Annotated in this window: 21 protein-coding genes; 6 read left to right on the top strand and 15 right to left on the bottom strand. The window is 66.8% G+C overall.

Annotated features, from left to right (window positions below; genetic code table 11):
* Nucleotides 1-22: 22 nt before the first annotated feature.
* The 5 genes from I6B53_RS04015 to I6B53_RS03995 form a co-directional block, all read right to left on the bottom strand.
* The gene (locus tag I6B53_RS04015) at nucleotides 23-2,509 is read right to left on the bottom strand and encodes a cell wall-binding repeat-containing protein (RefSeq protein WP_216764964.1); all 2,487 of its coding nucleotides are present in this window, start codon (nucleotides 2,507-2,509) and stop codon (nucleotides 23-25) included.
* Between the two features lie 52 nt (nucleotides 2,510-2,561).
* Nucleotides 2,562-4,334 (bottom strand): cell wall-binding repeat-containing protein, encoded by a 1,773-nt coding sequence (locus I6B53_RS04010; RefSeq protein ID WP_216764963.1) that lies wholly within the window; start codon nucleotides 4,332-4,334, stop codon nucleotides 2,562-2,564.
* A gap of 179 nt (nucleotides 4,335-4,513) precedes the next feature.
* Nucleotides 4,514-5,500 carry a Gfo/Idh/MocA family protein gene (locus tag I6B53_RS04005; RefSeq protein WP_216764962.1) on the bottom strand — a complete coding sequence of 329 codons (987 nt, stop codon included), beginning with the start codon at nucleotides 5,498-5,500 and terminating at the stop codon, nucleotides 4,514-4,516.
* Nucleotides 5,501-5,502: 2 nt separating this feature from the next.
* Complete coding sequence (locus tag I6B53_RS04000; RefSeq protein WP_216764961.1) at nucleotides 5,503-6,606, bottom strand: DegT/DnrJ/EryC1/StrS aminotransferase family protein; 1,104 nt, start codon at nucleotides 6,604-6,606, stop codon at nucleotides 5,503-5,505.
* A complete protein-coding gene (locus tag I6B53_RS03995; RefSeq protein WP_216764960.1) occupies nucleotides 6,603-7,208 on the bottom strand; it encodes an acyltransferase in 606 nt (201 codons plus the stop codon). The genes I6B53_RS04000 and I6B53_RS03995 overlap by 4 nt, the downstream gene beginning before the upstream one ends.
* A gap of 158 nt (nucleotides 7,209-7,366) precedes the next feature.
* Between I6B53_RS03995 and I6B53_RS03990 the strand changes: the two genes are divergently transcribed.
* The 4 genes from I6B53_RS03990 to I6B53_RS03975 all read left to right on the top strand — a co-directional run bounded on the left by I6B53_RS03990 (nucleotide 7,367) and on the right by I6B53_RS03975 (nucleotide 11,295).
* A complete protein-coding gene (locus I6B53_RS03990) occupies nucleotides 7,367-8,041 on the top strand; it encodes a glycosyltransferase family 2 protein (protein ID WP_216764959.1) in 675 nt (224 codons plus the stop codon).
* A gap of 2 nt (nucleotides 8,042-8,043) precedes the next feature.
* A complete protein-coding gene (locus I6B53_RS03985) occupies nucleotides 8,044-8,463 on the top strand; it encodes a DUF2304 domain-containing protein (protein ID WP_216764958.1) in 420 nt (139 codons plus the stop codon).
* Nucleotides 8,464-8,537: 74 nt separating this feature from the next.
* Nucleotides 8,538-9,896: an LCP family protein gene (locus I6B53_RS03980; RefSeq protein WP_216764957.1), complete on the top strand. Its 1,359-nt coding sequence runs from the start codon at nucleotides 8,538-8,540 to the stop codon at nucleotides 9,894-9,896.
* A 490-nt stretch (nucleotides 9,897-10,386) separates the two neighbouring features.
* The gene (locus I6B53_RS03975) at nucleotides 10,387-11,295 is read left to right on the top strand and encodes an LCP family protein (protein WP_367880397.1); all 909 of its coding nucleotides are present in this window, start codon (nucleotides 10,387-10,389) and stop codon (nucleotides 11,293-11,295) included.
* Between the two features lie 49 nt (nucleotides 11,296-11,344).
* Here I6B53_RS03975 and I6B53_RS03970 read toward each other — a convergent pair whose 3' ends face one another.
* From I6B53_RS03970 to I6B53_RS03955, 4 genes are all read right to left on the bottom strand, one after another.
* Nucleotides 11,345-11,920, bottom strand: a complete 576-nt coding sequence (locus tag I6B53_RS03970; protein ID WP_216763434.1) for a hypothetical protein — start codon at nucleotides 11,918-11,920, stop codon at nucleotides 11,345-11,347.
* Nucleotides 11,921-12,215: 295 nt separating this feature from the next.
* On the bottom strand, nucleotides 12,216-12,881 hold the full coding sequence (locus tag I6B53_RS03965) for a DUF6318 family protein (RefSeq protein ID WP_216764955.1): 666 nt from the start codon (nucleotides 12,879-12,881) through the stop codon (nucleotides 12,216-12,218).
* A gap of 625 nt (nucleotides 12,882-13,506) precedes the next feature.
* Nucleotides 13,507-14,172: a DUF6318 family protein gene (locus I6B53_RS03960; protein WP_216764954.1), complete on the bottom strand. Its 666-nt coding sequence runs from the start codon at nucleotides 14,170-14,172 to the stop codon at nucleotides 13,507-13,509.
* 165 nt (nucleotides 14,173-14,337) lie between these two features.
* Nucleotides 14,338-15,048: a TetR/AcrR family transcriptional regulator gene (locus tag I6B53_RS03955; protein ID WP_216764953.1), complete on the bottom strand. Its 711-nt coding sequence runs from the start codon at nucleotides 15,046-15,048 to the stop codon at nucleotides 14,338-14,340.
* Between the two features lie 116 nt (nucleotides 15,049-15,164).
* Between I6B53_RS03955 and I6B53_RS11300 the strand changes: the two genes are divergently transcribed.
* Together I6B53_RS11300 and I6B53_RS11295 are read left to right on the top strand one after the other, a co-directional pair.
* Nucleotides 15,165-17,054, top strand: coding sequence for an ABC transporter ATP-binding protein (locus I6B53_RS11300; RefSeq protein WP_216764952.1), 1,890 nt, complete (start codon nucleotides 15,165-15,167; stop codon nucleotides 17,052-17,054).
* A complete protein-coding gene (locus tag I6B53_RS11295; protein ID WP_367880396.1) occupies nucleotides 17,047-18,828 on the top strand; it encodes an ABC transporter ATP-binding protein in 1,782 nt (593 codons plus the stop codon). The genes I6B53_RS11300 and I6B53_RS11295 overlap by 8 nt, the downstream gene beginning before the upstream one ends.
* Nucleotides 18,829-18,889: 61 nt before the next feature.
* Here the strand turns inward: I6B53_RS11295 and galE are convergent, their stop codons facing one another.
* From galE to I6B53_RS03915, 6 genes are all read right to left on the bottom strand, one after another.
* Nucleotides 18,890-19,888, bottom strand: a complete 999-nt coding sequence (gene galE / locus I6B53_RS03940; RefSeq protein WP_216764951.1) for a UDP-glucose 4-epimerase GalE — start codon at nucleotides 19,886-19,888, stop codon at nucleotides 18,890-18,892.
* A gap of 92 nt (nucleotides 19,889-19,980) precedes the next feature.
* Nucleotides 19,981-20,556 carry a 5-(carboxyamino)imidazole ribonucleotide mutase gene (gene purE, locus I6B53_RS03935; RefSeq protein WP_216764950.1) on the bottom strand — a complete coding sequence of 192 codons (576 nt, stop codon included), beginning with the start codon at nucleotides 20,554-20,556 and terminating at the stop codon, nucleotides 19,981-19,983.
* A gap of 68 nt (nucleotides 20,557-20,624) precedes the next feature.
* Nucleotides 20,625-21,797 carry a 5-(carboxyamino)imidazole ribonucleotide synthase gene (locus tag I6B53_RS03930; protein WP_216764949.1) on the bottom strand — a complete coding sequence of 391 codons (1,173 nt, stop codon included), beginning with the start codon at nucleotides 21,795-21,797 and terminating at the stop codon, nucleotides 20,625-20,627.
* Nucleotides 21,798-21,856: 59 nt separating this feature from the next.
* On the bottom strand, nucleotides 21,857-23,179 hold the full coding sequence (locus I6B53_RS03925) for an ATP-binding protein (protein ID WP_216764948.1): 1,323 nt from the start codon (nucleotides 23,177-23,179) through the stop codon (nucleotides 21,857-21,859).
* Nucleotides 23,180-23,205: 26 nt separating this feature from the next.
* Nucleotides 23,206-23,886, bottom strand: a complete 681-nt coding sequence (locus I6B53_RS03920; protein ID WP_216764947.1) for a response regulator transcription factor — start codon at nucleotides 23,884-23,886, stop codon at nucleotides 23,206-23,208.
* Between the two features lie 110 nt (nucleotides 23,887-23,996).
* Entirely contained in the window at nucleotides 23,997-25,043 is a 1,047-nt protein-coding gene (locus I6B53_RS03915; RefSeq protein WP_253953960.1) for an adenylate/guanylate cyclase domain-containing protein, read from the bottom strand.
* Between the last annotated feature and the right edge of the window lie 14 nt (nucleotides 25,044-25,057).

Here is a 25,057-nt window from a genome sequence, read left to right as displayed (position 1 = left end):
CGACTCCTCACGCCGAATCCGTTCACCCGGCGGCACAGGCGCGCGCCTCGTCCAAAGTGCTGTCGTGGATGGCGCCGGTCCCGCCGATGGCGACAACCTTCGTCGGCCTGGTCTGCTTGAGGTAGGTGCACACCGAGGGAGGAAGCACCTCGGAGTGGGAGAGCACGCGCGGTCCGGTGGTGATGACTCCGGCCGCCACCCCGTCCGCCAGGACGTCGCCGCGCACCAGGTACACGGTGCTGACCTTGCCCGTGTAGGCCGCCTTGGCTGAGGCCAGCGCCGTCGCGTAGCGGTCGGGGCCGGCCAGCCGGGTACCGGCGACACCCAGGTCGGCGCCTCCGAGGATCTTCACCGACGAACTCATGCGCGTGATGTCGGCACGGGTTCCCGGGTCGAGGGGGCCTCCCACACGCGAGAGCAGGACCGGACCGTCCTCGGCGTTCGCCGCCACCACCGCGTCGGGTGATCCCTGGCCGTCGGCTCCGAATGCGTCGGCCACGTAGACCGAACGGGCCCCACCGGGGAAGGCGCGTCGGGCGATGAGGCGGGCCGTCTCGAAGCGGTCGGCACCGCCCAAGCGCACCCGAGCCTTGCCGGGGAAGGCCTGGAACAGGGAGTCCGAGAGCACTCCGGTGCCTCCGACCAGAACGATCTGGCTGGCGCCCAGCCGCTCGACCTCCGCCTTGACGACTGCAGGGACCGAGGTGGCGTGCACCGGAAGAACGGGTCCGTCGGTCACCACGCCGGCGGTCATCGCGTCCACCGGCGAGTTCGCGTTCACCAAGTACACGGCTGAGGCGCTGTGGTCGGGGAATGCGTGGCGGGAGATCGCCACAGCGGTGTCGAAACGTGTGTTGCCGGACAGGCGTCCGCCCGAGACCATCGGCTTGGTGGGGCCGGTGCCCGCACCGGCGGCTCCTGTGCGGATCTGACCATTGGCATCGATCCACGAGTCGCGGCCGTTGAGCAGGTTCTGCACCACCGTGCGCAAACGCGGCAGCTTGTCGTAGAAGGCCTGGCCGGGGCATGCGGTGCCCCCGACGTCACGGTGTCCGCTCAAGGTCTTGATGGTGCGGCCCACGGCCGGCTGGCCGGTGACCCGGATCGGGGCGTCGACATTGTGTGCGCCCATGCGCTTGAGAAGCCACGCGGAAACCTTGGCCACCGCATTCTGGGCGGCGATGGGCGGCTCCACATTCGTGAAGTCCCCGACGACGGACACTCCCAGCGTGTTGCTGTTGGCCCCGCGCGCGTGTCCGGCCTCGTAGAAGCCCGTCAGCGAGCCCTCGCGCCCTTGGTAGACGGTGCCGTAGCGGTCCACGAGGAAGTGGTAGCCGACGTCTCCCCAGCCCAGGGTCGAGGCGTGGTACTGGTGGACGCCGCGCACCGCCTGTGGGGCCTGGGCGCGCGAGTAGTTGTTGTTGCCCGCCGTGTGGTGGATGACGACACCCTTCGGGGTGATCTTCTCCAAGTCCCAGTCGGAGGTGGAGGAGATCCCCAGACCCTTGCGGGTGACGATCTGGAGCCCGTGGTAGCCGGGACTGTAGGTGCTCAGTTGGTCGGGGTTTGCGGCGCCGCGCAGGCGAGCGCCCGCAGTGGTCCCGCTCAGCAGGGCTGCGGTGTCCTCTTCGGCCGTGGCGGGTGCCCGGTGCGTGGTGGAGTCGATCTCGGCCGGGGACGCCGGGGCGGGCGCATCGGTCGCAGTCGGCTCGGTTGTGCTCGCGCCATCGGGAGCCGGCGGGACGGGGGTTTGCGACGACGTCGCCTCCGATGCGGGTGTCTGCCCGGTGGGCTCTTCGTCCTGGCCGATGACGACCAGTCGTGCATCGGGCAGGGGTGTTCCCTCCGAATCGCGGATGACGGCCTCGACGGCGCTGGCGTCCAGGGCCAGCAGGGGGTCGGTGCCCTGCTTACCGCGGGCGCCCTCGGCCTCGTTCTCGAGGTCCCATTCCTTCCACTGGTCCCAGGTGTCCCCGTGGAGCAGACGGTAGGTGATCGTCGCCCCTTCGGGGGTGGCCCCACCGGGCAGGGTCACGCCGAGGACGGCCACGTCGGATTGGATCTTCGTTCGGGCCACCTGGACCTTGGCGAGGTCCTGGGTCTGGGGCAGTGCGGACTGTGCGGCGTCGAGAGCCCGGTCGCGGGCCGCAAGACCCGCGCTGTCAGTGGCCGGTCCTGCCACGGCTTGCGCGTCGACGACTCCACTGGCCCCCTGTTCGGCGACGAGGCGTGCCGCTGCCTCCGCGGTGACGACCTCGTCCTGGGTCTTGGCGGCCTCCCCCCGGGTCTGTGCGGCGCCCGTGCCGTAGTCCTCGGGGGCCAAGGCCTGCTCCATGCCGACTTCGACACTGGGCACCTCCCCTTCGAGCAGGGTGGCGCTGGCATTCGGTTGGGCGCCACCGGTGTCGGGGCCGTTCTGGTCCGCGATGGCCGTGCGGGGGCCGGCGAGCGCGACGAGGGCGACCAAGGTTGCGCTCACTGCGAGGGATTTCAGGCCAAGGGTGTGCATGTGTGATCTTCCGTAGAGGTCGGTGGACAGGTTCGAGATCGGGCGGCGCGGATCATCGGCAGGCGCGGGTGGCGTGGGCGTCGGGGACGACGGCGCTTCCGCCAAGGACCGTGCGTCGGGAGTTCTGCAGGTCGACTCCCGAGCCGGCCTCGATGCATCCGGGGCGGGCCAGCAGCATGGGCGCGTCCTTGGCGGCCACCAGTGGTGCCGCCGTCATCGCATCGGCGAAGTCGGCTCCGGTGGCCACGGTGAGGTCGCGCACCCCCGGTGACCAGAAGGTGGAGGCCACTCGTGCGGCCGTCAGGTAGCGGTCGGGTCCGGCGATCACCTTGACCCGCGCGTCGTTGGCGGCGGTGGACATGGCGTCCGTGTCCGCCTCGGACCAGGTTCCGCCGATGACGTCGACCTCCCACGGGTCGAGTCGCCGCAATTCGGCGGCCACGGAGGGGTGCACCGCCCCGTGCTGGACCAGCAGGACGGCTTCCTCGAGGTGCGCGGCGGCGGCTCCGGCGACGAGGGCGTCAGGGAAGTTCGTTCCGTCGGTGACCAGGACGAGGTTGGTGTCACCGGGGTGCTTGGCGGCGATGCGCGCGGAGGTCTCGTAGCGGTTGGAGCCGCCGAGGCGTTCGATCCTCGCTCCTGCGGCCAGACGGGACAGTTCGCCGGCCACTTCGTCCGAGACGGCTCCGGTTTCGCCGGCGATGCGGATGGTGGTGGGCCGGTTCTGGCGGATGTAGTCGGCGGTCGAGGTCGGCACGGAGTCCTTGCGCACCAGCAGCAGTGCGGACTTCTCGCGTCCCGCAAGTGCGCCCATTGTCAGGCCGTCGGCGAAGGATTCCCCGGAGGCGACGTGGATCGTTCGTGTGGACAGGCCTGCCGCCCGTGCGACGGCCACCGCGGTGGCGTATCTGTCGGCGCCGAAGATGCGCGTGAGGGAACCGCCGACGATGGGCACCCCGCCTGCCGAAGCGTTCGGTGTCGCAGGTGCGGACGGCGTCTGGGTTGCGGGGGCCAGGGCGGTGTTCGGCCGTCCGAACCACAGGGAGTGGAAGCGGAAGAAGTTCCTGTTCCCGTAGGAGGAGCACGAGTCCCCCGTACCCCCACCTGCTGCCAGGGCCGCGGCATTGGGCGTGTAGGGAGTGTAGTTGTACAGGGCGGCGGTACCTGCGCTGCGGATGGTCACCCGTTTGCTTCCGCAGGAGGTGCCGTACTTGTATTGGATGTCGACCGTCTGTCCGTTGCGGAAACTGAAGGAGTCGGGTTGGCCCCGGTACTGCTGCAGTCGCGAGGCGGCGTTGTAGACCTGCCGGAAGAAGCCTGCGTACTGGGGTTCACAGGGTGCCGCGTCCGGGCATCGGAATCCCATGGCCTTCTCGTAGGCGCGGGCCGTCGGATTCGTCGTGGAGACCAGGGACTGCTCCTTCTGGAGCATGACCAGCAGCACCTTTGGTGAGACCTGGCAGGCTCGGGCCACCTTGCCGATGATGGTGGATGCCCTTTCCCCCCGGGCTGCCTGGTAGGCGCCGACGCACCACTTAGTGGCGGCCATGGTGGCGGTGTCGAAACGGGCGTCCTTCAGGCAATCCGAGCCATCGGCCCCGCCCTCGCACCGGGCCCCTTTGGACTCCAGGAAGGCCTGGATCTGCGCATCCGTCATCGAGGAGGCGACCTGCGACCCGTACATCTGACTGTCGTGGATCAGCAGTCCCGCGTCGAATCCTTCAAGTCCTGTGGCCGCATCCGTGGTGGGTGCACCGACCAGTGTGATGGCGGCTGATGCGAGTGCCACGAGGGCGGTGGTGGTCGCGAGAGGGCGACGGAACATGGAACCTCCAGTGATGGGAATGTTGCCAGTGTTGCACATGTGACATGAACGAACCAAGCCCGACGAACTATTACATACTGGACAATCGCCTGTGACCGGCGCGAACTCCACCAGGTGTGAAAGAAGGCCCCGTGGGGGAACCAGCGGTTCCCCCACGGGGCTTCCTCGGCGATCGAGGATCAGAAGCGGACGGAGTCTCCGGTCCTGGCGGAGTCAAGGATGCCTTCGACCACGCGCAGCGCCGTCAAGCCCTGCTCCATGGTCACGTGCTCCGAAGCAACACCCAGGATCGCGTCACGGAAGTGTTCGTGCTCGACGGCCAATGGCTCACGCTTGGTCAGCGCGTAGCGCACGACCTGCCCCTCGGACACACCCCGGAATGCGGCGATCTGGTCCCATTGGACCGGCATGTCGCCGTTCTCGTGGAAGGTGAGGTCCCCCATGGCGGTGTCGGCCACCAGGGCCCCGTGCTCACCCGTGACGATCGTCGTACGGTCCTTGAAAGGGCTCATCCAGTTCACCAGGTGGTTGACCAGCACTCCGTTGCGGAAGCGGCCCGAGGCCACCAACATGTCCTCGTGCTCGCGGCCCGAACGGTACGTGGTCTGCGCGTACACGCTCTCGTACTCCGAGCCCGCCACCCACGCAGCCAAGTCCACGTCGTGCGTGGCCAAGTCCTTGACCACGCCCACGTCGGAGATCCGGGCAGGGAAGGGCGACTGGCGGCGAGTGACGATCTGGAAGATCTGGCCGAGCTGTCCCTCCTGGATGCGCTTGCGCATCTCCAGCAGGGCAGGATTGCAACGCTCGACGTAGCCGACCGCGCCGACCAGGCCGGCATCGGCGAAAGCCTTGGCGATCCGCTCACCGGAGGCCACATCGGCCGCCAGCGGCTTCTCGACCATGGTGTGCACCCCGGCCGCCGCCAGTTTCAGGGCGGCGTCCTCGTGGTAGACGGTCGGCACGGCGACGATCGCCGCATCGATGCCCGCCGCGATCATGGACTCCACGTCGGGCAGAACCTCCATGTCACCGGCGACACCGAAGCGGTCACCCGCCGGGTCAGCCAGGGCAACCAGTTCGAAACCCTCGGTGTTCTTCGCATTGCGGACGTGATGGCGCCCCATGGAGCCGATGCCCAGGACACCGACGCGCAGCTTCGTCATGGTCAGGCACCCGCCTTCGCGCAGGCGTTGACCGCCTCGACGATGCGCTCCAGGTCGGCCTGCGACAAAGAGGGGTGCACCGGCAGTGAGACGACCTCACGGGCCGCCTTCTCCGTGTTCGGCAGGTCCAGGCCGGGCGCGAAGTGGGCCAGGGAAGGCAGACGGTGGTTCGGGATCGGGTAGTACACGTCGGAGCCGACCTGCCACTCTTCACGCAGGGCCTGCATGAAGCGGTCGCGGTCGGTGTCCTGCACGCGGATCGTGTACTGGTGGTACACGTGCACGGCCCCCGGGGCCACCGGCGGGACGACGACACCCTCAAGGTTGGCGTCCAGGAACGCGGCATTGGCCTGACGCTGGGCGGTCCATGCGCCGATCTTCGTCAGCTGAACGCGTCCGATGGCCGCGTGGATGTCGGTCATGCGGTTGTTCAGACCCACGACCTCGTTCGCGTAACGCTGCTCCATGCCCTGGTTGCGCAACAGGCGCACATTGCGCGCCACGGTGGGATCCGAGGTCGTCACCATGCCGCCCTCGCCGGAGGTCATGTTCTTGGTCGGGTACAGGGAGAACGCGGCGAAGGTGCCGAATGCACCCACCGGGGTGCCGTTCAGCGCCGCACCGTGCGCCTGGGCGGCGTCCTCGAAGACCATGAGGCCGTGCTCGTCGGCGATGGCGCGGATCTCGTCCATGGCGGCCGGATGTCCGTACAAGTGCACCGGCATGATGGCCTTGGTCCGCTCGGTGATGGAGGCGCGGATCGACTCGGGCGACAGGCAGAAGTAGTCGCCCTCGATGTCGGCGAAGACCGGCGAGGCGCCGGTGATGGCCACCGAGTTGCCCGTGGCGGCGAAGGTGAAGGAGGGGACGATGACCTCGTCACCGGCGCCGATGCCGGCAGCCAGCAGAGCCAGGTGCAGGGCGGAGGTGCCCGAGTTCACGGCAATGGACTCCACGCCGGGGACCAGGACCTTGGAGAACTCCTCCTCGAAGGCGGCAACCTGCGGGCCCTGGGCGACCATGCCGCTGCGCAGGACGGCAGTGACGGCCTCGACCTCCTCCTCACCGATGATCGGTTTGGCGGCGGGGATCATTTCGCGGGTCATTCGGTTTCCTCCATCTCGAGGGTGTCAGGGTTGGTGAGGCGGTAGGTCGCCCCGGTCAGAGGGCAGGTGAAGCGGGTGGGATCGGCCTCGTCGGCCACCAGGCGGGCGCCGGCGCGCCCGACCCACCCGATGCGGCGAGCGGGAACTCCGGCGACGAGGGCGTGGGCAGGCACGTCTTTGGTGACCACTGCACCTGCGGCCACCGTCGCCCACGCGCCGATCGTCACAGGGGCCACGCACACGGCGCGCGCACCAATGGCGGCCCCGTCCTCGATGGTCACACCCACGGGCTCCCAGTCGTGGGCGGACTTGATCGTGCCGTCAGGGTTGACGGCACGGGGGTTGTGGTCATTCGTCAGGACGACCGCCGGGCCGATGAACACCCCGTGGCCGAGCCGTGCCGGCTCGTAGACGAGGGCGTAGTTCTGGACCTTGCAGTTGTCGCCCATGACGACACCCGTACCGATGTAGGCACCGCGTCCGACGATGCAGTTCTGTCCAAGGACAGCGTCCTCTCGCACCTGTGCCAAGTGCCAGACGGAGGACCCTTCCCCGATGGTTGCGGCGTCGGAGACGTCCGCTGAGTCGACGATGCGCGGCATGCACAACTCCCGGTCTCGGTGATTCGTTCGCGCCAATCCTAAGCCCCATCGCCACCGCGGCGCCCCGGCCGAACGTCCGAGGTCCACACGTGTCGTTCCCCCTGTGACTCCAGGGTGCCTTCCGGCACGGGAGTCGACGCGGATGGAATACTGTCCCCATGCACTCCTTCCCGGACACGTGGCTCGTCATCCCTCTGTACAACGAGGCTGAGGTCGTCGGGGACGTCGTGCGGGGCGCCCTGCCCACCTTCCCGCACATCGTCTGCGTGGACGACGGTTCCCGCGACGGTTCGGCAGAGGTCGCCATTGCCGCAGGTGCCGTTGTCGTCCAGCACCCCATCAACCTCGGTCAGGGGGCCGCCCTGCAGACCGGCTTCGACTACGTGCGCACGCAGACCGACGGACGCTACGTGGTGACCTTCGACTCCGACGGACAGCACCGGGTCTCGGATGCGGTGGCCATGCGCCAGCGCGCTGAGGCCGACGACCTGGCCATCGTCTACGGATCGCGTTTCCTCGGCACGAAGGCCCAGACCGGTTGGCTCAAGGCCCTCGTCCTCAAGACGGCCGCCCTGGTGACGCGCTGGCAGACCGGACTGCGTCTGACCGACGCCCACAACGGCCTTCGTCTGCTACGACGTGACGCACTCGACCAGGTCAACCTCCAGCAGAACCGCATGGCCCATGCCAGTGAGATCGTCGAACAACTCTCCAAGACGGACCTGCCCTGGGCCGAGATGCCCGTCCACATCGACTACACCGACTACTCCAGGGCCAAGGGGCAGTCCCTCTTCAACTCCGTGAACATCCTCGTCGAACTCGTCATGAGGTGACCATGCCCACGTACTGGATCATCAAGGGCCTGCTGCTCCTCGCGCTGGCACTGCTGGCCGTCCTCGTCCTGCGCCCGGTGCGCACCGCCAAACACCTTGCGGTGCGGCGCCTCGGCATGCTCGCGATCATCGTCTTCGCATGCTTCGCCGTCCTGTTCCCGGGAATCCTCAACCACCTGGCGACCTTCATCGGTGTCGAAAAGGGCATCAACCTGCTCGTCTACACGCTGGTGCTCGCCCTGTTCATGCAGATGGCCTCCTCCTACAGGCGCGACGCCGAAGCTGAGCGACGTCTCACACGCCTGGCCCGCGCCATCGCCCTGTCGAATGTGCGTCCCCCCAAAGCCTCCCCAGCCGACCAGCAGACACCCGCAGCCCCGCCCTCGTCGTCCGGCGAGACCCCCGGCTTGTCCAACAAGTGAAGCCCCTCCCACGACACCCCAAGTGCGCCGTGTCACCCCCCGCCTCACAGGAGGGACCCCTAGGATCTCTTCCGATGAGTTCTCACCCTGACAGCGCCCGGGCCCACGCCCTGCACTCCGCAACCGAACCGCGACGCCTCGCTCCGTTGCGGGCGGCGCTGGTCGCATTGTTGAGTGTCGTCACCTTCGTCGGCGCGGGGGCCGGGGCCACATGGTTGGACCTCAGCGCCCGGGTTCGCGCCAATGTGCTGGGCGGCGACTCCCTGACCGCCAGCCAGTCCGGCGTGGGGTACAAGGTTCTTCCGCCGGCGGACTCCTTCAAGGGCCGAGCCCTGAACATCCTCGTCTCCGGCATCGACTCGCGATACGACCAGGGCGCCTTGGCCTACGGAGACACCGACGAACACGTCGTCATCCACTCCGACACGACGATGCTGCTGCACATGTCCGCCGACCGCTCGCACGTCGAAGTGGTCTCCATCCCCCGCGACCTCATCACCGAAGTCCCCGAGTGCATCGCCTCGGACGGCACGAAGACCGAGAGTTTCGAAGGCATGTTCAACTCGGCCTTCGCCTACGCGGCCGTCACCACGGACATCACCGCCGGGGTCCTGTGCACGAAGGCCACTGTCGAGCACCTCACCGGTCTGGACATCGACGGCTACGTGGTCGTCGACTTCAAGGGTTTCCAGGCGATGGTCAACGCCCTGGGAGGAGTCTGGTACGACGTCGAAGAGGACATCGACGACGAGGACGCCGACCTTCACCTGTCCGCCGGCTGCCAGAAGCTGGACGGGGTCACCGCCTTGGGATTCGCCCGAGTGCGCAAGAGCGTCGGGGACGGCTCCGACACCGGACGCATCGGGCGCCAGCAGAAACTGGTCTCGGCAATGATGCGTGAGGTCCTGTCCAAGAACTTCGTCACCGAGCTGCCGGAGGTGCTGTCCTTCGTCAGGGCCACCTTGGCCTCCCTGTACACCTCCCCCAACCTGTCCAGCTTGGAAACCGACGCCGGCCTGCTGCTCTCGATCGCCTCCATCGACCATTCACGCATCACCTTCACGACGATGCCCACCTACCCGGCCCCGTGGGACTCCAATCGGGTCCTCGAGGACGAGGTGATGGCCGACCAGTTGTGGGCGGCCCTGGCCGACGACCGGCCCATTCCCTCCGGTTTCACGGTGACCAACGGCAACGGAAACACTGGCGTGCTCACGGAGGTCACGCAGGATTCGGGTCAGTCCGCGACGACTTTGGTGGAGCAGCCTGCCTCCGATTCGGCCGAGGGCACCGGCCCCACCGGTGAGGCGGCCACCGAAGGGGCGCACGCGAACCCGGGCACCGCCCCCGAAGAGTTGCCCGCCGCCTCCCTCACCGAAGCCGCACCGACGCCCGCCCCTGCACCCCCGACCACATGCCCTCCGAGATCGTGACATGACGCTGCCCCCGTCCTTCGCACCCGACCCGTCCAGGCGCCGCCCTTCCTCCGCGGGCGCCCAGCCGACGCCTCGGAACTCCGCCACGGAGCCGCGAACCGGAACCGACCAGGGCCCGCAGGGGCCACAGGCACTCCAGCGTCATTCCGTCCTCGGCCACACGCAGGGTCCTTCCGCCCCCGGTGGCGTCCCCGAGCGTCGCACCGTCCTCGGCCCCCAGGGCCATTCCTCTCCTGACTCCGCACAGCGAGGCCCCGCCCTCGCCCCCACCTCCACCTACCCTGCGGCCATGGGGCGACGCACTGTTGCGCCGGATCGGATGCCTCCGGCATTCGCACCTCGCAGAGGCGCCGGCTCCGCACGCGGACCGGTGCCTGCGGCCCCTTCCTACCCCCCGGACGCCGACACCGAACCACGGTGGGTGGCCCCGGAGCCGCGATCTCCACTCCAGCCCGCCCGCAGGCGGCGTCGACGAGGACGGCGCGCGGTGACGATTCTGGCCCTGCTGCTCGTGTTGGTCATTGGGTGGCCCGCGTTCCTCGTGTGGGACGCGAACTCCACCATCGGTCGTACCGATGCGTTGAGCGGAGCCGCTCCGACAGAAGGTGAGACTTGGCTGTTGGCCGGTTCGGACTCGCGTGCGGACGGTGCGGTGGCCGACGACACCGAGGGGCAACGTGCCGACTCGATCATTTTGGTGAATGTTGCCCCCAATGGGCAGGCTTCGATGATCTCGATCCCACGTGACACCTTTGTCGAGATCCCGGACCAGGGTGGAGACAAGATCAACGCCTCCTTCGCCCTCGGCGGGCCTCAACTGCTGGTGAGGACCGTGGAGGGGCTCACCGGTTTGACCGTCGACCACTATGCGGAGATCGGCATGGGCGGGGTCGGCTCCATTGTCGACGCGGTCGGAGGTGTCGAACTCTGCTACGACCGCGACGTCGAGGATGCGTATTCCGAGCTGTCTTGGAAGGCCGGCTGCCACCTGTCCGACGGTCGCACGGCCCTCGCCTTTGCCAGGATGCGCTACGCCGATCCTCTGGGTGACATCGGGCGTGCGGAGCGCCAGCGTCAGGTGGTGTCCAAGACGGTGGCGAAAGCCACCTCACCTGCGTTGGTCGTCAACCCGTTGACCGCGCTGTCGCTGGAGCGCGCCGGCGCCAAGGCCCTGACCATCGATCGGGACGGCTCGGTGGTGGACGTGGCGAAGCTGGCATTTGCCTTCAAGAAGGCCCAGGCCGATCGGCTCAGTGGTGCTCCGCCGATCGCCTCCCTGGACGAGCAGACGAATGTCGGCTCCGCTGTGGTCCTCGTGGACGACACGGCCCCGGACTTCTTTGCGAAGGTCCGTGAAGGCAGCCTGACCCCTGAGGACTTCGTCCAGACCTTCTGACCCTTTCGTCGAGACTCGACGTGATTCGACCGACGGGGTCAGGGGTGTGTCAGTGTCCTTGGAGTTCTTCGGCGGTGTCGGTCAGGGCGATGTGGAGGTGTTTGACTTCGAAGGGGGGTGTGGTTTCGACGGTTTTGAGTTTTTCGTGCAGGGTGATGGTGTGTCCGGTCCACGGGTTGGTCACGGTTGCTTGCCACCATGTGGTCAGTGTCAGGTGTGTGGACTCGATTGGCTCTTCATAGGTGTGTTGGTTGGTCATATCCGGGTAGGGGGCACCCGGGTCGTGGGAGACCACCGGGTGGCTGCCGTCGCCGAAGTCGAAGATGAACTCTTGGGCGTGGAAGGTGATGGTGACTGTTTTGCCGAGCATGTTCACCGCGTGTTCCTGGTGGGTGCGGGTGGCGTGGGCCAGTTGGGCGATGCCCACCACTGCCAGGTTCGGGGGCTGCATGACCAGCCCGGCGGGCTCGACCGTGACAGTGGCGAGCGCCCTGCGTGTGATCTGCCAGTCGGAGGGCACGAAGGGCGCATCTGCCGGCTCGGGCGGACACTGACCCCGAGCACGCCCCATGAACACCTCCTCCATCTGCTCAGGCGTGTAACACCAGAACCCAGAATGATCCACCAAATACGACGGAAGAGACTCCAACACAAGACTCTCAGAAGCGGACGGCACTCCAAGACCCAAAAGCGAGAAGTCAGGGTCGCTGGCCCTCGACTCCCACTGGATTCCTTTGACACTGAGATCACCATTGTCACCCACCTCTGACTCCAACCCCGTGCCAGAACTGCCCGCATTTCCTGAACTATCTGGACCCGGCCCATCTTCAGCTAAGACAAGGAGCATACCCACTGTCGAAACGATCGCAAGCGCTCGCTTCCAGTCGACCCATGTTATTCGACACGTCACGAGCCCCATCTCATTCATCCTCAATGATACAAGCCCGAAGCACCCACTGCCCGGAGATCCATTTGCCTTGAAGCTCCACATCGTACTCGCGGTACGCGCTCTTCCTTATCGAGCGATCTCTGAATGTGACGTGCGGTGAGGCATGAATCGTTCCGACAAATGCAACCCTCCCGTCATTGGCCAGGATTGGGCGCTCGCTCTTTGAGAAGCGGTAGCGGAGTCCGTGTTCCCAGCCACCTTTTTCGTAGACGTCCTCGATCGTTTCAATCCTGTTCTTGCAGAATTTGCATGAGTTTCCTGAGACTGCTTCGAGTTTCTCGGTGTCGCCCGTGTACCAGGAGTGGGCCAGCAGATCCAGGTAGTAGCGGATGAAGGCTTCCGCGCCTTCGACACTGGGCTCCTTGGCGATGGCCGGCAGAACCGGTTCGACCATGTCCGGGTCCTCGGGCTGCAACAAGTACCCGTTCGGACCCACCACGTAACCACCGGACATCTGAACCTCACCCGACTGCACACCACTGCCAGCAGAGTCCAGCGACCCCGCAGAATCACCGCTCTGACCGCCCCCCGGACCCTGACACGCGGCCAAGCCCAACAGCCCCACCACCACACACGCCACCACCAAGGGCCCAACACCGCGTCGAGCCAGTACCCTCGCCCCGCTCTCAATTCCCATGGACCCTACAGTAGATACTCAAGGACTCAAATGGAAGACAACTGAACAAATCCGTGGACAACCACCCCCACCGCGCCCGACCCACCAGTGGACGAAACAGGCGTCCCGGCTGGTCACACCCAAGCAGGAAGCGTCAAGCCCTTGCAAGACCAGCGGGTTGGAACCGTCCCCGAAGCGGACCGGACCATGACAGCAGCCACCGCCCTACACAACCTCCCAGCCGGAGAGCACGAACGACGCACCTGCCGGCTCGGGCGGACACCGACCCCGAGCACGCCCCATGAACACCTCCTCCATCTGCTCAGGCGCGCAACACCAGAACCCAGAATGATCCACCAAATACGACGGAAGAGACTCCAACACCGGACCCCCAGCGGCAGAAGATGCTTCGGAGAACTCATCTGAACCAGGCGCAGAAGACGAGTCTGTTTGTATGCCGACAATCCCGATCGTGTTGGAGTCCGTCGCCTGCGCATTTACGCTCGCATCCCTCGAATCAGGGCCTCCTTCTCGGTTCACGAGCGCTTGGACTTGCAGAGGAAGAATGAGGGCATAGATTGTCGACACAGCTCCGAGCGCAAGCCGCTCTTTGGGTTGCAAAGAGCCTCGTCTAAAACTGAACATATCACTCCTCCGTCAGAATGCCGGCTGTGAGGGCCCAGTTTCCTGAGAGCCACTTCGTTTGAAACTCCATCTCGTATTCCCTCGAGGGAATTTCGAATATTGATCTCCTTTTGAATAGGAAGTGCGGAGACACGCTGAGTGTGCAAAGAAATGCCACTCGTCCATCATCCGCAAGAATTGGCCCCCTCAGGACTGTCAAACTATTGGACAGTCCGTGCTCCCAGCCGCCCTTCGCGTAAAGCCCTCGGATTGCCTCGACCCTGCCTTTGCAGAATTTGCATGAGTTTCCTGAGACTGCTTCGAGTTTTTCGGTGTCGCCCGTGTACCAGGAGTAGGCCTCCAGGTCGAGGTAGTAGTGGATGAAGGCTTCCGCGCCCTCGACGCTGGGGTCCTTGGCGATGGCGGGCAGGACCGGTTCGACCATGTCCGGATCGTCGGGCTGCAACAAGTACCCGTTCGGACCCACCACGTAACCACCGGACATCTGAACCTCACCCGACTGCACACCACCGGCAACAGAGTCCACTGAGCCCACAGAATCACCACTCTGACCGTCCCCCGGGCCCTGACAAGCGACCAGCCCCAGCAACCCCACCACCACACACGCCACCACCAAGGAGCCAGCGCCGCGTCGAGCCAGCACCCTTACCCCGACCTCATTTCCCATGACTCACACGCTAGATACTCAAGGAATCGATGGGAAGACAACTGAACAAATCTGTGGACAACCACCCCCACCGCACCAAGCCAGCTGACAGACGAATCTCACCGAATGACGGACGAATCTCACGGAATGGGAGTGGGTCAGGGCAGATGAGCTGGTCCGCCAACTTCACTGAGGGCTTCTGTCAACTTCCCCAACGGCTTTGGGGCGGTTTCCCGTGCCGGCATCGACTCCGGCGATGACGATGTCGATCTTGCGGTCCAGCCAGCCACGATCGAGGAGTTCGGCGTTTGGAAGCAGAGCGCTTGGAATCGCCCGGGCCGCGGTGCCGTTCGCGACGCGGTCATGAGCCGCGCCCACGCCGGTCCTCAGGCGCGGATCGACGGGCCCACCTTCGGGCGACCACGCCGCCCGAAGAGCGCCCACCTGGATGTTCGTGGAGATCGTCAGGTCCGCGATGAAGTCGATGAGGATGAGGGCGTCTTCTTCGCCCAGCCCCCCCTCCACGAGGGCGGAGCGGACACTGTGGATCTCGGAAGCGAAGGCCTGGTACGCCCAGGGAACCACCATGAGGACCCGCGCAAGCCCTGGGTGATCCTCGAGAAGACGCCACATGCGTTCGACGCATTCGCGCGCGACCTCGGGCCAGGGCGCAACAGGGATGGCGAAGTCGGCTTGGCCGGCGATGCGCCGCAAGCACATGTCGAGAAGGTCCTCGCGCGAGGACACGATCCGGTACAGGGCCGATGTGGCGACCCCCAAGCGTTTGGCAACCGACGAGAGCGTGAACGAGTCGACACCGAGGTCGAGGGCGGCAGCGATGACGTCGTCGCTCGCGAATCCGGGCTTGGGCCCAGTCGGGCGTCCGAGTCGCTTCATGGGGCAACCCTAGTGCCCGGAGCCCTGGATTGCCTTGAAAGCGATCGGAGACTAAGGTGACCCTCACTCAATACTGAAACCCATTCACAATTGGCGGAAGGCAGAGTTCACAAGCGATGACACAGACAAACAGTCCCTCGCAGGTCGGCGAGGGCGCCACGGAAGCACTCAAAGAGCCTTCAACCGTGAACCGGGAAGAGAACGCCCTGGCCGGGAACGACCGCGAACGATCCCGAGCAGGCCAAAAGGCCCTCGCGCGACTCGGTGCGCCCGTGCGTCCGATGCTTCTGATCGGGCAGATCCTCACAGTCGTCGCCGCCCTCCTCGGCGTCGCCCCCTACGTCGCCCTCGTCCGACTCGGACAGCTCCTCCTGAGCGCACACCAGTCGGGCGCGCCCCTGGACAACGACGCCGTCCACTTCGTCGTCATGCTGCTCATCAGCGCCTACTCCGCTCGTCTACTGCTCCACTTCCTCGCACTGCTCATCACCCACTTGGCAGACCTGCGACTTCGAGACCGAATCCGCAGGGACATCGTCCACCGACTCTCCCGCGCACCCCTGGCCTGGTTCACGGCCTCGACCTCGGGACGCATCCGAAAGGCCGTCCAAGACGACACCGTCGCCGTTCACACCGTCATTGCCCACGGCCCCATCGAACGCCTCAATGCCGTCGTCTCGCCGCTGGCCCTTCTGGGCGCCGCCTTCTGGATCGACTGGCGGCTGGCGCTCCTCGCCGTCGCAACCATCCCCCTGCACGTCGCCACCTACACCCTCACCCTGCGAGGGATGAACGAGAAGACCGTCGAGATGGACCGGCGCATGGCGAAGGTCTCCTCGACCATGGTCGAATTCGTCGCCGGGATCTCCGTGGTCAAAGCCTTCGGCAGGACCGGCCGGGCCCATCGCGCTTACATCACCGCCGCGGAGGACTTCTCCACCTTCTTCTCCAACTGGTCGCTGCCATTCATCTCCATTTCCTGTGCTTCCTTCACATGGGTGTCCATTCCGGTCCTCCTGTTGGTCAATCTCGGTGGAGGTGCGTTGATGATCGACGCAGGCCTGGTCGACCTGCCCGCGCTGCTCGCCACGACCCTCATCGCCCTCGTCCTGCCCGGAGCGCTCATCACCATCGTCACCGTCTCGTGGGCCTACCAAGTCGCGGGCGCTGCGGCCTTGCGCCTCTGTGACGTCCTCGACACCGAAGCCCTACCCGAACCGCGCGACGCGAAAACCCCCACGTCGGGACGCGTCGACATCGACTCCGTCTCCTTCTCCTACGGTGACAACCTCGCCATCGACAATGTCAGCCTGACTCTCGAGGCCGGAACCGTCACCGCACTCCTCGGCCCGTCCGGCTCAGGCAAGTCCACCCTGGCCACTCTCATCGCCCGTTTCGCCGACCCCGACTCGGGCGCCATACGCATCGGAGAAGTCGACCTGCGCGACATGACCGAGGAGACCCTCTACTCGACCGTTTCCTTCGTCCTCCAAGACGCGCAACTCCTCGCCGCACCCATCAAGGACAACATCGCCCTGGCCCGCCCCGAAGCCACCCTGGAGGAGATCCGCGCCGCCGCACGAGTCGCCCGCATCGACGAATTCATCACCGGATTGCCTCGCGGATACGACACCGTCCTCGGCAGCGAAACCTCCCTGTCGGGCGGCCAGGAACAGCGAATCGCCATCGCCAGGGCGGTCCTGGCAGACACGCCTGTGATCCTCCTCGACGAAGCGACCGCCATGGCAGACCCCGAGTCCGAGGCCGAGATCCAGGAAGCCCTGTCCGCTCTCGTCAAGGGTCGGACCGTCCTGGTCATCGCGCACCGACCCGCCGCCGTGCGAGGGGCCGACTCCATCGTCGTCATGAATCGCGGACGCATCAAGGCTTCAGGACGCCACGAGGACTTGCTCGACGACCCGCATTACCAGGCGCTGCTGCGCCTGAGTGGAGCAGACGACGACCTGCTCTCCCCACAGGGCAACGCAGACAGGAAGGATGCCTGAGATGACCGCCGCGAACACTCCCGCCCCACGCTCCCTCATCCTGCGATACCGGGGTCTCATGGAGCCCCGATCGTGGAAGCTCTTCTCCACAGGTCTTGCCCTCGGAGTCGTCAACGGGCTCGTCACCGGCGCGGCCCTGCTGGCGCTGCTCCCCGCGACGCTCGCCCTGGCAACGGGCGAGGCTCACTGGGGGCTCGTGTTCTCCCAGTGGCTGATCGTCCTTGCCGTGTGCGCGATTCTGGCCGTCGCCTCCGACTTCATGGGCCAGCGTTTCGCAATGCTCGGGGTCCTCGGCTTCATCCCTGACACCCACCACAAGATCGGTGACAAGATCGCCACCCTGCCGCTGCACTGGTTCACCGCGGAATCCGCCGGAGTCCTGTCGCGCGCCGTCACGAAGGAACTCTTCGACCTGGCCGAATCAGGGGCGCACTTCCTCTTCAAGGTCTTCTCCACCGTGTCTGCGGCGGTCGTCATCTGGGCCGGGTCGTGGGCGTGGGACGTCAGACTCGGCCTGTTCCTCACGGTGAGCGCCCCTGTCCTGGCAGGAATCCTTGCACTCTCGCGCCGGCTCCTCAACCACGGCAAGGCGATCCTCGAACCTCGCGAACGCGAGCTGGCCGCAAGGATCGTCGAATACAGCCGCTGCCAGGGCGCGCTGCGGTCGTGCCATGCCGCCGGCGACTACGCCCAGCTCGACTCCGCATTCGACGAATGCCTGCGCACCTCCCGGCGCACCCTGTGGTGGGAGAGCGCCGCGAACGTCCTGTCCGGCGCCTTCACGCAGATCATCATTGTCACAATGATCGTGCTCACCGCCGGATTCGCGGTCTCGGGCGCGATGGAGCCGCTGGTCGCCGTCGCCACGATCGGGATCTGTCTGCGATTCACGACGATGCTCGAGGACATGTCCGCCACCCTCATGGGCGTGGAGGACCGACGTCAGATCATGAACCACATCCATGAGGTCATGGACGCCGACGTCCTGCCCGAGCCGGAAGTGTCCGCCAAGATGAACGCCCCCGGACAGGTCGAGTTCGTCGACGTGCGTTTCGCCTACGTCAAGGGGACGCAGGTTCTCGACGGGGTGTCGCTGCTGGTCCCGGACAAGTCGATGTGCGCCATCGTGGGCCCCTCAGGGTCCGGGAAGACGACGATCGCCCGCCTCGTCGCGCGATTCTGGGACGTCGACGAGGGCAGCGTCCGAGTCGGTGGCGCCGATGTCCGTGAGCTCACGGGCGCGGACCTGATGAAGCAGGTCTCCTTGGTCTTCCAGGACGTGTACCTCTTCGACGACACGCTGGACGCGAACATTCGCATCGGGCGACCCGACGCGAGCGAGGAGGAGGTCCGTCGCGCGGCCGACTTGGCTGGCGTCACCGAGATCGTCCAGAGGCTCCCTGACGGCTGGGATTCGCGGGTCGGCGAGGGCGGGCGCGCCTTGTCAGGCGGCGAGCGCCAGCGCGTGTCCATCGCCCGCGCCCTGTTGAAGCGCGCGCCGATCGTCCTTTTCGACGAGGCGACCAGCGCCTTGGACGCGGAGAACGAGTCGCACATCGTCGCGGCGATGGAGGAACTGCGCCGCACCTCGACCCTGATTGTCATCGCCCACAAACTCGAGACGATCCAGCGGGCGGACCAGGTCGTGGTCCTGGGTTCCAATGGGCGCATCGCCCAGCGCGGGTCCCACGACAGTCTCGTCAATGTCGAAGGGCCCTACCGGGACTTCTGGGAGTACCGGAGCCGATCGAAGGGGTGGACATTGGTTCTCTGAGGAGCTCCGAAAGGCCGTGGCGCCACTGGACCGACGAATCTCGCGGAGGGATGGACGAATCTCACGCGGGGTTGGTGGGCACCTCGATGCGTCGGGGGCCTGACTGCCAAGCGTCCCATGCGGAGGTGAGGATCTCCTCAACCCCGAAGTTCGCCTTCCAGCCCAGGTCCACGCCGATGCTCAGCGGATCGCCGATGAGCTTGGGCGGGTCACCGGCACGCCGGTCGACCTCGTCCACGGGGAAGTCCCAACCGGAGACCCGCCGCAGCCCATCGATGATCTCGCGCACCGAGGTCCCCATCCCCGTGCCGACATTGAAGCTGCGATGCGCCGGCACACCCTGTTCGAGGACGTCCATGGCGGCGATGTGTGCCTCGGCCAGGTCCATGACGTGGATGTAGTCGCGGATGCAGGTGCCATCGGGTGTCGGGTAGTCCGTGCCGAAGATCTTCGGGTGCTCGCCCTTGGCCAAGCGGTCCAGCACCATGGGCACCAGGTTCAGGCAGGCGGGATCGGCCAGGTCGACCCATCCCGCACCGGCGACGTTGAAGTAGCGCAGACCGATCCAGTTCAGGCCCCAGGCCTTCTCGCAGTCCGCCATCATCCACTCGCCGATGAGCTTGGTCTCGCCGTAGGGGTTGATGGGTCGGCACACGGCGTCCTCGGGGACGACCTCGACCGCAGGCATGCCGTACACGGCAGCCGAGGAGGAGAAGATCATGCGGTCCACACCGGTCTCGCCCATGGCCATGAGGACGTTGGCCAAGCCGCCGACATTCTGCTGGTAGTACCAAGCGGGTCGCTCGACTGATTCGCCGACCTGCTTGCGAGCGGCGAAGTGGATGACGGCAGTGACATCCTCGTCGACCATGGCATTGGCCAGTTGGACGCGGGCCGCGTCGGTGGCCACATCCACCTGGACCAGCGTGGCGTCACCGATCCGCTCGGCCCGGCCCGTGGACAGGTTGTCGACGACGACGACCTTCTCACCGCGCTCCTGCAAGAGTCTGACGACGTGCGCGCCGATGTAGCCGGCGCCTCCAGTGACGAGAATGCTCATGGTCACAGCCTATCGCCACCACCGCTTGCACCGGAATGGCGTTGTCCCGGTCCCCGTGGGAGGACGCCAACGGCGCGCAGGTGCCGCCGGCCTCACTCCCCCGCCGTGGCACCCGCCAAGCGGGCGGCCAGCGCCTGCCCCTTGGCCACGGCCTGCCCTCGCAGGTCCGCCTGGAAACTCCGCATCCGCTCACGCAAGGCGGCGGCGGCCTCGTCCCCGCCTGCGCCCAGGACACGCGCAGCCAGCAGACCCGCATTGCGGGCTCCGGCAATGGACACGGTGGCCACGGGCACTCCTGCCGGCATCTGGACGATGGAGTGCAGCGAGTCGACCCCGTCCAGGTGTTCGAGGGGCACAGGCACGCCGATGACGGGCAATTCGGTGAGGGCCGCCAACATGCCGGGCAGGTGCGCGGCACCACCCGCACCTGCGATGACGACGCGCAGGCCGCGCTGGGAGGCGTTGCGCCCCCAAGCCAGCATGTCCTCGGGCATGCGGTGGGCGGAGACGACGCCGACCTCACAGGCGATGCCGAACTCGGCCAGGGCATCCACCGCTGCGGACATGGTCGGCCAGTCGGAGTCGGATCCCATGACGACCCCGACCAGGGGCGCAGGACCGGTGCGGTGCAGGACGAGGTCTCTGGGCAATTCGGGTGTGGTCTCCATGTCTCCTCCAGTGGTGGGTGGGTTGGCGCTCCGACAGGGGCCGGGCGTGTCCGGCTAGGACGGGGCGGTCAGTCGGCCCTCTTCGTGCTTCGTCCGGCCAGGGCGTCGACGGCGCGGGTGGCCCGCGAGCGCGCCTGCCCGGGATCGGCGTCGACGACGGCGACGTGTCCGAGTTTGCGTCCGGGCCGCACCTCTTTGCCGTAGAGGTGCACCTTGACGTCATCACCTGCCTGCAGGGCGGCACCCAAGGCGCGCGCAGGCTGGGCGAGGGTGGAGCCCAGAAGATTCACCATGACGGCGCACGCCCCCGGCCTGACCATGTCGGTCGAACCCAACGGCAGGTCCAGGACGGCCCTGAGATGCTGTTCGAACTGGCTGGTCAGGGAACCGTCAATCGTCCAGTGCCCGGAGTTGTGGGGCCGCATGGCCAGCTCGTTGACGAGGACGCCCAGGCCGTCCGCGCTCTTGACCACGAACATCTCGACCGCCAGAACCCCGGTGACGTCGAGTTCGGCGGCGATGCGCTCCGCGATGCGACGGGCCTCCTCGGCAACCTCGTCCGGCAGATCGGGGGCCGGGGCGATGACGACGGAGCACACGCCCCCTTCTTGGATGGTGGCCGCCACCGGCCAGGAACGAATCTCCCCCGAGGGGCTGCGGGCAAGCAGAGCTGCGGCTTCGGCGACGAAGGGGACCTTCTCCTCGGCAAGCAGGGGCGTACCCGCGGCGAACCAGTCCTCCACATCCTCGTCCTGTTCGACGATGCGCACGCCGTGTCCGTCGTATCCGCCCACGGGGGTCTTCAGGACGACGGGCCAGCCGACCCGGTCCGCGAAATGTTCCAGGTCCTGCCGACAGGTGACGCGCGCCCACGCGGGGCAGGCAATCCCGAGCTCGGTCAGGCGCTCGCGCATGGCGAGCTTGTCCTGGGCGAAGACGAGGGCGTGGCGGCCGGGGTGGACGGGCAGGTCGGCGGGCAGGCCTGCCAGCAGGGACTGTGGGACGTGTTCGTGTTCGAAGGTGAGCACGTCGGCGCCCCGGGCGGTCCGGGCCACGGCCGCAAGGTCCGAGGCCGCGCCCACGCGGGAGGAGACGACCACCTGCCCGGTGGATCCGTCGGCGGCCTCCACCAGGGGCCGCAATTCGATGCCGAGCGCAATCGCGCTCTCCTGCATCATGCGGGCGAGCTGCCCACCTCCGACGACGGCGACAACAGGCGCGCTTGGCGCAAAGGAGTCCACTCCCCCACTCTATCGGCCGGGCCATGCCCTCGGAAACGACGCCCGCGCCAACGGTGCCTTCAGAAGCGGCGTGAGCGACGCCCCATGGACACCAGCGGCCCCATCGGCATGATCCGGTCGGGATCGAGGGAGGCGGGAACGGCCGCCAGCGAGACGCGGAAGACGGGCGGGGCGTTCTGCGCCAACTCGAGTCGTCCGCCCATGGCGGCCGCCAGGTCCTTGGCCAGCGCCAGGCCGATGCCCGTGGAGCCGTGGCCGGAGACCCCGTACTCGAAGAGGTCCGGTACCAGCTCGGCTCCCACACCCGCGCCCTCGTCGGACACGTCGATGACCACGCCCCTCTTGTTGGCCGACGACCTGGCGATCACTCGGACCGTGTCGGCCCCGTAGCGCAGTGCGTTCTCGATGAGGGTCGCCAGCACCTGCCCGAGCTTGGCCCCGTCGGCCAGGACCGGTACACCTGCCTCGTCGGTGAAGATGAGGGCACGCCCGGCCTTGTCGAATTGCGGCTCCCATTCCTCACGCAGGTCGTTGAAGACTTCGAGCAGGTGGATGGCGGTGGTCGTGCCGCCGGCACGTTTGGAGGGATCGAGCAGTTCCGAGACCACATCGGTCAGGCGTTCGACCTGTTCGAGGCACGAACGCGCCTCCTCCTGGACTTCCGCTTCGGTGGAGATGAGTTCGATCTCTTCGAGTCGCATGGACAGCGCAGTCAGCGGAGTGCGCAACTGGTGGCTGGCATCTGCGGCGAATTGACGTTCGGCGGCCAAGCGCCCGGCCATGCGCTCACCCGTTCGGACCAGTTCTTCTTGGACCAGGTCGATCTCTTCGATCCCTGAGGGCCGAAGCCGCGCCCGCACTTGCCCCGAGCCGATCTGCTCGGCCTGGGCCGACAGGTAGATGAGGGGGGCGGACAGTCGCCTGGAGAGCCGGTTCGCCATCATCCACCCGACTGCCATCGAGGCGATCATGCCGCTGAGGAACAGGGCGCAGGTGCGGATGATCCGCTGGATCGTACCCACGGCGGAGACTTCCAGCCGCACGGTCGCCGAGGCGGAGTGGGCGGTGGCCACCAGGACGGGGTCCTGGACGGGAGAGCCGACCGTGTGGTCCCCGGCGTCGATGGTGCGCACGAGGGCGTAGACGTCGGGCTCGTCCTCGTCCAGGGGCAGCGCCCATGCCTCGACGAGCGACTCGGGCACGGAGCCGGTGGTCTGGATGCGCCGGTCGACGGCACGCAGCAGGGACAGGGCGCGCGAGTCGAGGTTCATCTGCTCGGTGCGCCACTGGAGGACCGAGGCGGCCAATGCGCCCGGGATGCCGAGCAGCAGGGCGACGACGGTGACCGCTGAGAGGATCATCCTCACGGCGCGTTTGCGCACTTCGGCCTCCCGTCAGCCAGGTCGGGTCAGCGTGCGGCCTTTTCGAAGCGGAAGCCCATGCCGCGCACGGTGGTGACGTAGCGGGGGTCGGCGGCGTCGTCACCGAGTTTGCGCCGCAGCCACGACACGTGCATGTCAAGGGTCTTCGTGGAGCCGGTGGGGTCGGATCCCCAGACCTCACGCATGAGGGTCTCGCGTTCGACGACATTTCCGGCCTCGCGCACCAGGACGCGCAGCAGGTCGAATTCCTTGGCGGTGAGCTGCAACTCCCGCTCCCCACTGAAGGCGCGGTGGGCGTGGACGTCCACACGTACGTCCTGGGCGACCAGTTCTCCTTCGACACTGTCGGCACCGGTGCGACGCAGGAGGGCCCGCACGCGGGCCAGCAGTTCTGCCAGGCGGAAGGGCTTGGTCACGTAGTCGTCCGCGCCGGCATCCAGGCCGACGACCATGTCGACCTCGTCGGTGCGTGCCGTGAGGATGAGGATCGGCACTGCGCGTCCGGACTGGCGGATCTCGCGGGCAACCTCCAGCCCGTCGATGTCGGGCAGGCCGAGGTCGAGGACGACCAGGTCGACACCGTCAACCTCCGACAGGGCTCCGCGGCCGGTGCCGTGGGCGCGCACTTGGTAGCCTTCGCGCCCCAGGGCGCGGGCAAGAGGTTCGGAGATCGCGGGGTCGTCTTCGACAAGAAGTACCGTGGTCATGGAGCCATCCTATACTGGAACACTCCCGAACTTTCAGTTCTGTTGACTTTCTCCAAGCCAGATCGTCACATTGCAAAGTCTCCTCACGCCGCGTCGACGCGCCACCCCACTCATTGGATGCGGGTCAACAGATACGGCGAGACCTGCCCGAATCCCCGCAGTTCCGCCGAGGGGAATTCCTCCAGGCGGTAGCTTGCTCCGATCTCGTCGGCGGCGATACCGGCAGCGGTGGTCGGGTCGGTGAGGATCCTGCCGACCGGCGCAATGTCCGCCAGTCGGGCAGCAAGGTTGACGGTGGGTCCGAAAACGTCTCCCGAACGGGAGAACACGTCCCCACGGACGAAGGAGGCGCGCACGGGAAGGATCTCCTCGTCGGCGCCGAGCCTTTCGATGAGGGAACTGGCGACCTCCAGTCCGGTGGGCAGGTCGTCGGCGATGTACATGACCGCGTCACCGATCATCTTCACCACTCGTCCGCCTGCCTCGGTCACGGCGGCGCGCGACTCCTCCTCGAATCGCTGGATGAGGCCGACCAGGGCGTCTCCCATGATCGTCGAGTGCGAGGTGAAGGAGACCATGTCGACGAAGCCGAGGGAGCGCGTCAGGGGAAAGCGGGCTTTGACGTCCTCCAGGCCCCTGGCGGCGACCTCGGAGTCCATGCGCGAGAGCAGGGCTTCGAGTTGCCGGTGCCAGGAGTGGGTCATCATCCGCTCCAGGACCGCCACCTTGTCGCGCATGTGGTCCAGGACGTAGATGCGGGCGGTCGTGTCGTCCAGGCCCAGGCGCCGCACGGCGTCCTCGACCAAGGCTTCGACCTGCCACAGGCCCAGTCGGTCGGCCAGGTGGGCGTTGGCACGCAGCAGCGACTGGCTGGTGGCTTCGTCGATGGCACCGGATTCGAGGAGTTCCGTCCATGAGGCGTACACGCCCAAGTCCCGGTGGGTGAATGCGAGTGCTTCGGGGTCGCGGACGGGAAAGCCCATGGCGGACCAGAATCGGCGTACGCCTTCGACGGTGGTGCCGGTGCGTGAAGCGAGGTCGCGGGCGCTGTGCACCACGGGACCGCCGAGCAGTGTGGAGGCGTAGGAGGTGAGCGTCGACTCGGGCGCGGGCGGCACTTCGAGAACGTGCGAGGTGGGCTCACGGACGTCAGTCACGGCGAGCACCCCCT

This window comes from Schaalia sp. 19OD2882, assembly GCF_018986735.1.
GTDB lineage: Bacteria > Actinomycetota > Actinomycetes > Actinomycetales > Actinomycetaceae > Pauljensenia.
The sequence above is the reverse complement of the archived record's forward strand: the minus strand, read 5'-3'. Positions and strand labels throughout refer to the sequence as shown.

Excerpts from the sequence above, each read along its gene's own strand:
- I6B53_RS03995 (WP_216764960.1), bottom strand. The coding sequence starts at position 7,208 with ATGCCGCGCATCGTCGACTCAGCGGACGTCTCCGACGCCGCAACCATC.
- I6B53_RS11300 (WP_216764952.1), top strand. The coding sequence starts at position 15,165 with ATGACACAGACAAACAGTCCCTCGCAGGTCGGCGAGGGCGCCACGGAA.
- I6B53_RS03965 (WP_216764955.1), bottom strand. The coding sequence starts at position 12,881 with ATGGGAATTGAGAGCGGGGCGAGGGTACTGGCTCGACGCGGTGTTGGG.
- I6B53_RS04005 (WP_216764962.1), bottom strand. The coding sequence starts at position 5,500 with ATGACGAAGCTGCGCGTCGGTGTCCTGGGCATCGGCTCCATGGGGCGC.
- I6B53_RS04015 (WP_216764964.1), bottom strand. The coding sequence starts at position 2,509 with ATGCACACCCTTGGCCTGAAATCCCTCGCAGTGAGCGCAACCTTGGTC.
- I6B53_RS03920 (WP_216764947.1), bottom strand. The coding sequence starts at position 23,886 with ATGACCACGGTACTTCTTGTCGAAGACGACCCCGCGATCTCCGAACCT.
- I6B53_RS03990 (WP_216764959.1), top strand. The coding sequence starts at position 7,367 with ATGCACTCCTTCCCGGACACGTGGCTCGTCATCCCTCTGTACAACGAG.
- I6B53_RS03980 (WP_216764957.1), top strand. The coding sequence starts at position 8,538 with ATGAGTTCTCACCCTGACAGCGCCCGGGCCCACGCCCTGCACTCCGCA.
- galE (WP_216764951.1), bottom strand. The coding sequence starts at position 19,888 with ATGAGCATTCTCGTCACTGGAGGCGCCGGCTACATCGGCGCGCACGTC.
- I6B53_RS11295 (WP_367880396.1), top strand. The coding sequence starts at position 17,047 with ATGCCTGAGATGACCGCCGCGAACACTCCCGCCCCACGCTCCCTCATC.
- I6B53_RS04000 (WP_216764961.1), bottom strand. The coding sequence starts at position 6,606 with ATGACCCGCGAAATGATCCCCGCCGCCAAACCGATCATCGGTGAGGAG.
- I6B53_RS04010 (WP_216764963.1), bottom strand. The coding sequence starts at position 4,334 with ATGTTCCGTCGCCCTCTCGCGACCACCACCGCCCTCGTGGCACTCGCA.
- I6B53_RS03955 (WP_216764953.1), bottom strand. The coding sequence starts at position 15,048 with ATGAAGCGACTCGGACGCCCGACTGGGCCCAAGCCCGGATTCGCGAGC.
- I6B53_RS03985 (WP_216764958.1), top strand. The coding sequence starts at position 8,044 with ATGCCCACGTACTGGATCATCAAGGGCCTGCTGCTCCTCGCGCTGGCA.
- I6B53_RS03960 (WP_216764954.1), bottom strand. The coding sequence starts at position 14,172 with ATGGGAAATGAGGTCGGGGTAAGGGTGCTGGCTCGACGCGGCGCTGGC.
- purE (WP_216764950.1), bottom strand. The coding sequence starts at position 20,556 with ATGGAGACCACACCCGAATTGCCCAGAGACCTCGTCCTGCACCGCACC.